Origin of the sequence: Flavobacterium sp., assembly GCF_027484205.1 — a bacterium.
Taxonomy (GTDB): domain Bacteria; phylum Bacteroidota; class Bacteroidia; order Flavobacteriales; family Flavobacteriaceae; genus Flavobacterium.
On the sequence record NZ_JAIXUB010000013.1, the window covers coordinates 198,304 to 210,380 of the forward strand.

Here is a 12,077-nt window from a genome sequence, read left to right on the forward strand (position 1 = left end):
TACAAATTAATACATTTTATTTAGTAAAAAACAAAAAATAATATTATTTTTTTAATCCATTAACAAATTTAATGTCATTTCCTAAATAAAAATTAGCTTTTTGATTTAATTTCGGAATATTCTGTTCGTCATCTGTGTAGCGCATTTTGTGTGCATTATACAAATAATGTCCAAACTTTCCTTTCAATTCTCCAATCTCAACTATGTAAGCATTCAATTGGATTTTTCCATCAATAAGTTCTTCTTTGTATTGTGCAGCAAAATTCGTGATAATTTCTTTACCATCATAATTTATTTTGATGTTTTTATAAAGAAAATCATAAAAAACGATATTATTTTGAGGAATTGACAAATATTTTGCAATATCATTATTAACTATATCGTTTTCGTAAATATACTTTAATCCTGATATTAAGGATATAAAAATCATTTTTCGAGTATATTCTCTATAATAATCGTCTTGATAATGTCCTGCTTCAAATAAAATTGTGGGAACATTTAGTGACGTAAACCTATCACCTATACAATTGATATTGAATCCGTCATCAAAACGTCCAACTTGATTGGGAATATGTTTTTGAAGTTCGTCATTCATTGCAACAATAACATTCATTGCTTTAGTACGAACATCATTTACATCTCGGGTTTCATTAAAAGCTGGCGCTAAAAAAGAAACTGTTGCAACATTTCCTTCATTACCTGCTCCAAAAATGGTTCTTTGATCGTGAAGATTGTAACAAAAATCAGGTTTGAAATGTTCAAATGTTTTACGAAGTAATTGACTTTCAGGCTGCGATAAATCGACAGAATCTCGATTCAAATCTACTTTATTAGCATTTTCACGAGTGTATAATTCAGCGCCATCAGGATTTACCATTGGAAGAAAACAAAAAGTAAATTCTTGAAGTAACTTCGTTCCTATTGCTTCTTGTGAATGAATTAAGTTGAAAAAATCAAACAATGCTTTAGTTGTAGTACTTTCATTTCCATGCATTTGCGACCACATGAAAACTCTGATTTTCCCAGTTCCTATTTCGTATTTATAGATTGGTTTTCCTAAAACTGAAGCTCCAATAACTTCTGTTTGAAGCTTTGATAAAAGTGGTTCAATATCTGTTAAAGTGATGTATCTCCCAAAAAGGGAATTGGCTTTGTATTGTTTATGTAATTCAATGTAATCCATAAAATAAATTTACTACAAATGTAATCAACTTGAATTATTTGCCTACAAAAAAAACCTCCAATAATAACTATTGAAGGTTTTAAAACAAAACTTAACCAAAAAAATTAATCTATTTTCTTAAAAGATAAACACTACTAATTCCTGCTTCCATTCGTGATGCACTAGGGTTTGCATCTGCTGTAGCTGTAGGTAAAGCAAATGTTAGTAATTTTCCACCTCCATTTAAACGTTCTGCTACATATATATTTTCTGTTTTATAATCGTAAGTAACATCTACAGGATTTCCTAATGAAGAATTTGGACCATAAACTCTAACTTGACTTGACACTGGAATTGTTCCTAAATTTGCGGTTGCACTTAACACTGATGTAAAGTTGTTTATCACAATTAAACCACCATCTGAATCTGATGTCGCTGCTCCAACATCTGTTAAAATCATTCTATTATCTTTAGCAGAAAAGAAAATTCCGTGTGTTCTCACTAAACCTTCAACTGTAAATCTTTTTGTTGGAGTTATTGGTCCATTAGCATTTGAAAAGAAATTTTCAAAAACAACGATATCACCTGTTAAATCTGCTGTTGCATAAAGTGTGTTTCCATTTAAAAAGATTCCCCAATTTTTAAAATTAACTGTGTAATCGTTTAATAAAGTAAATCCAGTTGCTGTTTTTTGATAAACTAATAATTTGTTAGTGTTTGAGTTAGCTGCATTTTGATCTTGTGTTACAACCACTTTATCACCTGAAACAGCAACTTCTCTTGGGTTATTAAAGTTTGAAGTACTTGCATAACTCAAAGACAATGAAGTTGAAGCATTCATCATAGCTTCTTCAATATTCCCATAGGCTTCTAATACATTATTTGTACGTGAAGCTAATATAATTTCATCTGATTCATTATCATAAAAAACACCATCAGTATCCATTGAAGGAATTGTAAAACTCATTACAGAAGGAGTTGTTAATGATAAATCACTAATTGTAACTTTTCCTGAAGTGTTACTCGATGTAAAAAGTTTAAAGTCACTTTTTCCTTTTGAGTCATCATCTGAACATGAAAAAAATGATACTGATACGAGTGCGGCAATTAAAAAATTTGTTTTCATAAATACTTGTTTTTTTTTGTTATTTACAGGTATTTACGAGAAGAGAATATTTATGGTTTTAAAAGTTTGAAAAAAAAATTAAATAAATTGTCTTTCTGGAAATTTTCCTTGAACACCTTTATAAAATTCAAAATAAATTTTCATATCTTCATCTAAATTTCCTGATGGATATATAGGTGATCCAATTTTCACTTCTTTTTTACTATAATCAAAAGCAACAGGAATGATAGGCACTTTAGCTTTTAACGCTATGTAATAGAAACCTGTTTTAAGTTCTGTTACTTTTTTTCTAGTACCTTCTGGAGCAATGCCTAAACGAAAAACTTCACGACTATTATAAATATCAACAATAGAATCGACTAAATTTTTTCCGCCACTTCTATCTAATGCAGCACCACCAATGGAACGAAAATAATATCCAAAAGGAAAAACGAATAATTCTTTTTTACCAACAAAATTCATTTCTTGATTTGCTATTCCTCTCACAAACAAGCCAATAAAAAAATCAAAATTACACGTATGAGGCATTACGGCAATAACTGATTTTTTGATGTTTTCATCAAAACTTCCTGATATTTTCCATCCCATTAATTTGAGAAAAATAAATTCGTAAAGTCGTTTCTTCATTTGAAATATTTTGCGTAAATTTATGATTATTCTGTTACATTTGAGAAAATAAATATTATGCTTGCCAAAATCTTCAGTTACTTTCTTCCTATTAATATTTACAAGAAAAATTCTAGTATCAGCAAAACACTAGAAGTTACCTGGAACAATGGTGAGTTAGTTTTAGACTCTAAAAACACTAATTATTCTTATGGAAGTTTACAGCGAATCTTAAAAAAAGGACTGAAATACATTGGATATGAAAGAATTAAAAAATTTGATAATATCCTTATTCTTGGAGTTGCTGGTGGAAGTGTGATTAAAACTTTAGTAAACGAAGTCAAATTTAAAGGTCAAATTACTGGTGTTGAAATTGACAAAGAAATTGTTGAAATTGCAAATAAATATTTCAAATTAAACGAAATTTCAAACCTAGAATTAATTGTTGATGATGCGTTTGAATTTGTTTTAAAAACTAAAAATAAATATGATTTAATCATCATCGACATTTTTCAAGATACTAAAATGCCTAATTTTCTTTTTGAAGATTTTTTTATCAATAGAATCAATTTTTTACTTAATGTAGAAGGATTTATTCTTTTTAACACCATGGTTATCAATGAAAAAGATAGAATACGAAATATAGATTATAAAAAGAAATTTGATGGAAATTACTCTATTCGGATGTATCCAAAAGTTGAAGTTCATAACGAACTTTTTACCATCAAAAAACTAAGATAACTAGAGCATCTTTCTAGCTTTTTCCAAATCTTCAGGTGTGTCAATTCCGATGCCAACGTGAGTAGTTTCCACCATTTTGATTCGTTTTCCAAATTCTAAATAGCGTAATTGTTCTAATTTTTCGGAAGCTTCTAACGATTTCATTGGAAGTGAGTAGAAATCTAAAAGTGCTTGTTTGCGAAACGCATAAATTCCGATATGTTGAAAATAACGAACGCCTACTTTAACTTCTCTTGGATAAGGAATTACCGAACGTGAAAAGTACAATGCAAAGCCGTTTTGATCAACAACAACTTTCACATTATTTGGATTATTTATGTCATCTTCATTGGATATTTCACGCATTAACGAAGCTAAATCTACTTTTTTATCAGCATCATTTTTAAAGACTTCGATAACTTTTTCTAATGGTTCTTTGTTGATAAAAGGTTCGTCGCCTTGAACATTTACAACAATATCAACATCTAAGTTCGCAACTGCTTCGGCAATTCTATCGCTTCCACTTTCGTGTTCTTTTATAGACATGATGGCTTTTCCGCCGTTGGAAACTATTTCGTCAAAAATTAAATTGGAATCCGTAACTACAAAAACATCGTCAAAAAGATTGGTTTCTTTTGCAGCTTCATACGTTCTAAGGATTACAGTTTTTCCTCCTAAATCTTGCATTAATTTAGCAGGAAAACGTGTTGAAGCATAACGAGCTGGAATTACGGCGATGACTTTCATATTAATTTGCCGCTAAGACGCAAAGGCGCAAAGCTATTTTTTAAGTTTTTTAAATATCCAATAAATTATTCCAAAGATAATAACTACGAGGATAATTGCAAGTATTGGAAGGAAAATTGCGAGTGAACTTAGCGTGATTGCAGTTCCAGTTTCGGCAGTGGAAACCACTGGATTTCCTAAACCTGCTGTTTTTACTGATGATGCTAATCGCGTTGTGGTTGTTAATCCTTGAAATGCAGTTGCCGAACCACTTCCTGCAATAATAGCTAAAATTGTGGTCATTGTTGGCGAAATATCGACCATAGTGGAAGCCATGACTATAAATCCGGCAATGGCTGCTAATGGCGTTGCAATAGTATCCAATAAATTATCAATAAACGGAATGTAATAGCCAAATATTTCAAAAATCATGGCTACACCAAAGCTTATTAATGCTGGCAAACCACCAATCCAAGCCCAACTTTCATTCAGCGGAATTACATTAAAATAAGACGCCAAACTCAATGCGAAAACAGGTAAGAATACTCTAAATCCTGAGGCAGAAGCTAATCCGATTCCGAGGCAAATTGATAAAATAGTTTCTAAATTCATTTGTTATTTTTTCCTAATGTTTTCAAAAGTTGTGCCGTTTTGAAAGTAACTAAATATTAAGTCTGTAGGTTATTTGTTTTAGCTAATGTATAAAAAAAACCGCAAAGTCAGAAGACATTTGCGGAGCTTTAAAAATAAGTTAGGGCAAAAAGTTTTATTCATTTGCAAAACTTCCACCACTCATGGCTTTCATAAAAGCTTGAGGATTCCAATATTCTCTGTAGTTTACGATAAGTTCATCTTTAAAAGTTACAAATGTAGCATAACTCATTTCATATGGATTTCCGTTTCCAATTACAACGCCTGATGCGCTCCACTCAGCAATGGCAACGTTTTCATCATCAGTTCCAATAATTTTTAATGTTGGTATTGACTTCACATCAATAAAACTCGGATAGTCTTTTAAATAAGCATAAAGCGATTCTCGTCCTTCAAATCGTGCTTGTGTACCTTCTGGAGCAAAAGGGAATTCAGCAACGACATCTTCGGCACAAAGATCTGACCATGCTTTCATGTCTTTTGATAAAAATGTATCTAAACTGTTACGAAGTAATTGCGTTGCTGGTGTGTGTTTTAAATTTTCCATTTTTTTATAATTTTATTATGCAAATTTGCTTCAAGAACTAACCAAAATTCGATGACAAATGATAAAAAAAACCGTTGACATTTATCAACGGTTTATATTAGTTTAAAAAATTATTATTTTAAAGATTGCTTTTTAATTCTGCTTAAAGTTTCTTTCGTAATTCCTAAAAATGATGCAATGATGTGTTGTGGAAAACGTTGAATGAATTGTGGATGATGTTCTGCAAATTCTTCATAACGTTTTTCTGCTGTATTGCTGATGGTTGATTTTAAACGTCTTTGATTTGCTATGGCATTTCGTTCATCCATCAATCGTAACATTTGCGATAAAGCTGGAATTTTTTCTGTTAAATCTAGCATTTCTGTCCTAGAAATAATGAGAAGTTCAGTATCTTCCCAAGCATCAATATTATAAACTGAAGGTTGCAAAGTGATAGAACTTTCACGATCGCCTGCCCAATAATTTTCAATATACAATTGTGCAATATGCTCCATTCCTTTATCGTCAACACTATAGAGACGCATTGCGCCGCTTACAACAAAGCCAACATTTTTACAAACTTCGCCTTCTTGCAAAAAATATTGTTTTTTTCTAATTTTCTTGTATTTGAAAAACGTTTTAACCAACTCTTCTTCTTCGGTTGTTAAATTGGAAGAAATGTGTTGGTTTATGTAAGCTATTAATTTATCGTGCATTTAATACAATCTTTGAAGATTTGAGTTAATTGGATAAATCCAAAAGTATAAAAAAATCCGCAAAGTTGGGAGATGTTTGTAGAGGTATTTGTGGGAAGAATTGTTGTACTAGTAAAATCTTATTTAAGTGCGTTCAAAAATAGCATCAATATCATCTTGTGAAGATGAATTTGTATAATAATCTGTTCCAGTTTCATCATCAAAATCAGGAACTTGACTTTCAAGATAATCCATAGCCATACTTTCAACGTCAAGTTTAGAAATAATTTGATTTGTGTTAAATCCAATTTTTTCTATTACTGACTCATTAAACCCATCTAAAAAAGAATTTAAACTTTCATTTATATCTGATTCAATTCCTTTTGTATCAAAAACATAATCTAAATTACCATCTGGATATTGATAATGATTAATATATTTACTATAATCAATATCTAAGTCGTTATTGCTTAACATTTCATTCAGATAGTTTTCCATGTGTTCCTCAACTTGAGATAAAATTATTGAATCATTAATATCAAATTCATCAATAAAGTTTAAAAGCTGTTTTAATGTGTCATCATCTAAATAATTCTCAACATAATTGTATAAAAATTCATAATTGTTAATTTCTATTCTTGGTTCAAACTCTTTAAGTATCATTAAAAGTTCTGATAATTTATTTCCGCAAGGATTTTTAGCATTAATTAAAGTTTTTAAAAATTGTTCAATTCTAATATTTAAACGTTCATTGAAGAAATCAATATAAATTAGTGATATTAAAAAATCCCAATCCTCCTCTCTAATTTTACTTTCAAAGAAATAATCAAATAAATTTTCATGAATTGTCAATGAACATTTTTTATTAATTTTTTTAAATAAAATTAAAGTATTCAAAAAGCTAATAGAACTCTCTGTTTCTAATGATTTTAAAATATTTGTTATCAATTCAATCTCCTGAGAATAAGATTTAAGAACAAAATCTGCAATGGATGGATTAAATAGTACATATTCAAAATTATTTTCGCTTACTTGATTTCTATTCAAAAGAGATTTTATGGCTAATTTTCTAACCGCCTCAAAACTTTTATCTGAGTATTCGCCTAAATTTACTGGATGAATTCTAAGAAATGTATTATATGAACGTCTTAATAATTCTTCAGTAATTTTACCATTATTATAAACAGTTAAAAAAGTTAGTGCTCTTACACAATCATCTGTCTGATTTTGAAAATAATCAGCCCAAATATATTCAGGTTCATCTAAATTTTTTTTTATATAAGACCAATAATCACTTGGAGTTGTGTCTCCAATTCTTATACCATCAGTTATAAATTCAATAATTCGAGGATTGAAATTTCGATGATTAATTATCAACATATACTTTTTATTAAGATATATTTCATCAATGTAATCTTTATCCAAGTTAGAATGATATATATGGTTATATAAAATTTGAGCTTTATCAATTTTTGTTAAATTTTCAACTTTAAGTAAAAACTCATTATCCCTAATTTTACCATTCTGAAATTTATGACTAAGACTATATGCCTTATTTAAAATATTTGTTCTTGACGTAAGTATGAATTTTTTAGATTTATCCTTATTTACTCTATTAATAAATTTAACTATATGAGAATCTCTTTTATTATTAATAGCATCATATAAATTACTTCCTAAAAAATCATCACAGTAAAATAAAATTTTCTTTTTTTCTTTTTCTCTGAATATACTTTCAGCTTCGTTTAAATTCTCCTCAATATCACAAAATTCATATCCTTTTGCTGTGTAATAAAGAGATAAATTATCTGCTAATGTAGTTTTACCAATACCTGGTTCTCCTGTCATTATTATAACATTACTCTCTTCTAGTATTTTTAATCCTTTTTTGTGGTTTTCAGTGATAGCATACTTATAAGAGTTTTCTTCAATTTCACGAATAGTACTTTCGCTTCTTCCTTTAATTGCATTATTGTAAATTAAATCTAATACAGAAGTACTTGTTATCCATAATTTAAAATTCTGCTCAACTATATCTTGATTTTCTTTCTTTGATAAGAAATCTGCTAAATCTTGATAACCAAATACATCATCTTCTCTTTTAATATAAGGATGGAATATTGCTTTTATTTCTTGTTTATTTATTCTTGAAAGTTTTTTAGAAGTAATAAAAATATATTTATTAGGTTTAAGTTTGTTAACCTTTACAATTTCTTCAGATTTTAATTTAGAAATCAGTTTACTATAAGGAGTTTCCGTATAATGTTTACATTGAATTATTCCTTCTTTATCATTTCCAATCCAAAATCTACCATCAACGCCTCCATCGATACCAACTTTAAAAGTTTCAACTCTTTTCTTTAAAATTTTTCCAATGATTGAAGCTCCCAAAGATTCAAACTCTCTGTCGTTAAGTTTTGAAAAGTCATAATCCATATTAAATCAGTATTTCATTTTATAATTCGATTTTTTCAATTCACCAATATAACAATTTCCCTCAATCTACTCCAAAAAACTCTCGTCCTTAAACCCAATCAAATATAATCTATCTTTGGCTCTTGTAATTGCTGTGTAGAGCCAACGAATGTAATCTCTGTCGATGCCTTCTGGTAAATACGGTTGTTCTATGAAAACGGTGTTCCATTGTCCGCCTTGGCTTTTGTGGCACGTTATGGCGTAAGAGAATTTTACTTGCAATCCGTTGAAGTATTCGTTTTCCTTTACTTTTTGGAATTTGGCGTATTTGGTTGTTAGGTGTTCGTAATCTTTCATCACTTCTTCATACAATTGGTTGGATTGCTCGTAGGTTAATGATGGTGATTCGCTTTTTATGGTATCTAAAATCAAAACGGTTTCAAAAGGAATTTGGTTGGGATAATCGACCATTCGAATTTTGACTTTGGCAAATTTGAATCCGTATAATTCTTTGAAACTATAAATTTCCAACACTTCGATGATGTCGCCATTGGCAATGAAACCGGCTTCGTCTTTTTCTTTCAGCCAAAAATAATTGTTCTTCACGACCATTAAGAAATCGCCTGTAGATAAATCGCTTTCTTTGTCAAGGATTTTGGTTCTAATTTGTTCGTTGTATTGGTTCGCTCTTTTGTTGGAACGCACAATAAACGCCGTATCTTCAATAGAATAATTACTGTAAGCTTGATTGATTGCGTCTTGAATATCGTAACCATCAGTTAGGCGAACAATGTCTTTGAAACCTCGTAACTTGAACTTGAATTCGGTGATGAAACTGTCTTTCAATAATTCACGTAATTCGGTAGCATTGTAAAGAATTCCGGAGTTTAGTTCTTGACGCATTACTTCGTCGAGTTCAATCCAATCTACTTTTTTGTCGTAATTTAGTTCTAAAGTATCGGTGTTTAAAGCTGGTGAAATATCTAAATTCACTGGCGGAAGCTGTGCTGTGTCGCCAAGTAGAATCATTTTGCAATTTTCACCACTATAGATGTAGGAGATTAAATCGTCGAGCAAACTTCCGTTTTCGTACATTTTGCTTTCTGCGGCAACATCAGAAATCATTGACGCTTCATCGACTATAAAAATGGTGTTTTTGTGTTTGTTTTGTTGCATTGTAAAAGCCACTCCGCCACCACTCGACTTCTTCGGAAAATAAATTTTCTTATGAATTGTAAATGCTGGTTTGTTGGAATAATTGGCAATTACTTTGGCAGCACGACCTGTTGGCGCCAATAAAACGTATTTTTTATTAACTTCGATTAGGTTGTTTACAATGGTAGAAATTACGGTGGTTTTTCCTGTTCCTGCATATCCTTTTAGTACAAAAATGCTGTCGTTGTTAACATTGGTGATGAAAACGGCAATTTTTTGAAAGAAAGCATCTTGTTTAATCGTGGGATTAAACGGAAATTTTTGGGATAGAATGGAATAGAAGTTTTTGGTTGCCACTTGTAATTATTTAACCGCAAAGTACGCAAAGTTTTACGCAAAGTTCGCAAGGAATTTATTATTTTTTTACCATTAATGAAAGAAGAAGAAAACTCAAGAGCGATGTTTTTATAACCACATAGAAACATAGATTTTTTGTGGTAAAGGCGCTTCGCTTTTGGATAGGTTTCATAGAATGTTGGAACGCGGATGAAACGGATTGATACAGATTGTCGCGGATTTTTATATAGTTGTTTTGAAAATATTATTTGATAGCAAAAATGAATACAATTAGAATCTAAATGTCAGTCTGAGCTTGTCGAAGACTTTTTTTTTTATAGCACTTCGACAAGCTCAGTGTGACAACTTATTGAAATTGAGCTTTGGAAATCTGATTTTGTGAAATGGATGGCTGTTTAGCCCTGATTGTAATGGAAATCCTTTTTTACACCTGACAGGTTTTGAAACCTGTCAGGTGTAAAAAAGATTGGAATGAAAAGCAGGAATAAGGTTTGTAGAAATGCCCAAACCATTCGCTCCTTAAAAATAAAAATTGTAAGTTTGCGGTGATAAAAATGGATTTTCAAAATGAGTATTACGGACAAAACTTATAAAAAACTAGCTATTCAAGTTTCTTTGAATGGGTTGTCGTTTTGTGTATTTGATACTTTGAGTGGTAAACCTGTGGTGTTGCATAACATTCATTTTGACAGTTTTCAGCGTAGTGCAAAGATTGAAGATTTGTTTGCTTCGGTTTTTAGAGAACATCCTGAATTGAGTCATAAATATGATGAAATTGAGATTCTTCACAGTAATAATTTGTCGACTTTTGTACCAACAGCTTTGTTTGATGAGGAGTTTTTAGGAAGTTATTTACAATACAACACTAAGGTTTTTGAAACCGATTTTTTCACTTTTGACGCCTTAGATAAATATGAAATGAACAATGTTTACATTCCGTATGTGAATATGAATAACTTTTTTATTGATCAATATGGTTCGTTTGAATACAAACATGCGAATAGTATTTTGGTTTCAAAATTGTTGGATTTATCTAAGAATAATGAGGAACGCAAGATGTTTGTTCACGTAAGTGAAAGTCATTTTGAAATTATTGTGGTTCAGAATCAGAAGTTGCATTTGTTTAATTCGTTTGAATACAAAACACCTGAGGATTTTATTTACTACATTCTTTTTACTGCCGAACAATTGCAGTTAAATCCTGAGAATTTCAAATTGGAATTCCTTGGAGCGATTGTTGAAACGGATGCTTTTTATCAAATTGCCTACAAATACATTAGAAATATTTCATTATTTGATGTTTCTGATTTTACCAATAACTTCACGGAAAAAGAAAACCGCGAACACTTTATACTACTTCACTCGTGAGAATCATTTCTGGAAAATACAAAGGAAGACGCATTACAGCTCCAAAAAACTTACCGGTTCGCCCAACGACTGATATGAGTAAGGAAGCTTTGTTTAATGTACTAAATAATCATTTCAATTTTTCGGGATTGAAGGTTTTGGATTTATTTGCTGGAACTGGTAATATTAGTTACGAATTTGGTTCGCGTGGTTGTGACAACATTACGTGTATCGATGGTGACATGGGTTGCGTGAATTTCATTAAGAAAACGGCCAAAGAATTTGATTTGAATATCACTGCCATTAAAAGCGATGTTTTCAAATTTTTAGAAAAACACAAAGGAAGTTATGATATTATTTTTGCCGATCCACCTTATGGAATTGAGCAAAAAGAATTTGAAAAATTAATCGAATTGGTTTTTGAAAACGAATTGTTAGACGAAGAAGGCATGATGATAATGGAACATTCGAAGCATACCAAATTGAATCACATGATGCACTTTTCTTTTCAGAAGAATTATGGTGGTTCGGTGTTTTCTTTTTATGAGTTTGAGGTTGATGATGAGGAAGATGATAGTGAGGAAGAATAAT

General features: G+C 30.5%; 12 protein-coding genes. 3 read left to right on the top strand and 9 right to left on the bottom strand.

All coding sequences use genetic code 11. The features are described 5' to 3' along the window. Positions 1-43: 43 nt before the first annotated feature. The 3 genes from Q0049_RS05085 to Q0049_RS05095 form a co-directional block, all read right to left on the bottom strand. Positions 44-1,183, bottom strand: coding sequence for a M14 metallopeptidase family protein (locus tag Q0049_RS05085; RefSeq protein WP_298117268.1), 1,140 nt, complete (start codon positions 1,181-1,183; stop codon positions 44-46). A gap of 109 nt (positions 1,184-1,292) precedes the next feature. Further along, the gene (locus tag Q0049_RS05090; protein ID WP_298117270.1) at positions 1,293-2,288 is read right to left on the bottom strand and encodes a hypothetical protein; all 996 of its coding nucleotides are present in this window, start codon (positions 2,286-2,288) and stop codon (positions 1,293-1,295) included. A gap of 78 nt (positions 2,289-2,366) precedes the next feature. Continuing rightward, positions 2,367-2,915 (bottom strand): 1-acyl-sn-glycerol-3-phosphate acyltransferase, encoded by a 549-nt coding sequence (locus Q0049_RS05095; RefSeq protein ID WP_298117272.1) that lies wholly within the window; start codon positions 2,913-2,915, stop codon positions 2,367-2,369. Positions 2,916-2,972: 57 nt separating this feature from the next. Here Q0049_RS05095 and Q0049_RS05100 point away from each other — a divergent pair, with 57 nt between their 5' ends. Further along, positions 2,973-3,635 carry a spermidine synthase gene (locus tag Q0049_RS05100; protein WP_298117274.1) on the top strand — a complete coding sequence of 221 codons (663 nt, stop codon included), beginning with the start codon at positions 2,973-2,975 and terminating at the stop codon, positions 3,633-3,635. Here Q0049_RS05100 and kdsB read toward each other — a convergent pair whose 3' ends face one another. From kdsB to Q0049_RS05130, 6 genes are all read right to left on the bottom strand, one after another. Further along, a complete protein-coding gene (kdsB, locus tag Q0049_RS05105) occupies positions 3,636-4,361 on the bottom strand; it encodes a 3-deoxy-manno-octulosonate cytidylyltransferase (protein ID WP_298117276.1) in 726 nt (241 codons plus the stop codon). A gap of 33 nt (positions 4,362-4,394) precedes the next feature. Then, entirely contained in the window at positions 4,395-4,952 is a 558-nt protein-coding gene (locus Q0049_RS05110; protein WP_298117279.1) for a DUF4126 domain-containing protein, read from the bottom strand. 154 nt (positions 4,953-5,106) lie between these two features. Further along, positions 5,107-5,538 carry a nuclear transport factor 2 family protein gene (locus Q0049_RS05115; protein WP_298117281.1) on the bottom strand — a complete coding sequence of 144 codons (432 nt, stop codon included), beginning with the start codon at positions 5,536-5,538 and terminating at the stop codon, positions 5,107-5,109. A 113-nt stretch (positions 5,539-5,651) separates the two neighbouring features. Beyond that, complete coding sequence (locus Q0049_RS05120) at positions 5,652-6,233, bottom strand: Crp/Fnr family transcriptional regulator (RefSeq protein ID WP_298117283.1); 582 nt, start codon at positions 6,231-6,233, stop codon at positions 5,652-5,654. Between the two features lie 123 nt (positions 6,234-6,356). Continuing rightward, entirely contained in the window at positions 6,357-8,648 is a 2,292-nt protein-coding gene (locus tag Q0049_RS05125; RefSeq protein ID WP_298117285.1) for a restriction endonuclease, read from the bottom strand. A gap of 66 nt (positions 8,649-8,714) precedes the next feature. After that, a complete protein-coding gene (locus tag Q0049_RS05130) occupies positions 8,715-10,139 on the bottom strand; it encodes an AAA family ATPase (RefSeq protein WP_298117287.1) in 1,425 nt (474 codons plus the stop codon). 567 nt (positions 10,140-10,706) lie between these two features. Between Q0049_RS05130 and Q0049_RS05135 the strand changes: the two genes are divergently transcribed. After that, a complete protein-coding gene (locus Q0049_RS05135; RefSeq protein WP_298117288.1) occupies positions 10,707-11,507 on the top strand; it encodes a DUF3822 family protein in 801 nt (266 codons plus the stop codon). Next, positions 11,504-12,076 carry a 16S rRNA (guanine(966)-N(2))-methyltransferase RsmD gene (gene rsmD, locus Q0049_RS05140; RefSeq protein WP_298117290.1) on the top strand — a complete coding sequence of 191 codons (573 nt, stop codon included), beginning with the start codon at positions 11,504-11,506 and terminating at the stop codon, positions 12,074-12,076. The genes Q0049_RS05135 and rsmD overlap by 4 nt, the downstream gene beginning before the upstream one ends. The last annotated feature ends 1 nt before the right edge of the window (position 12,077 follow it).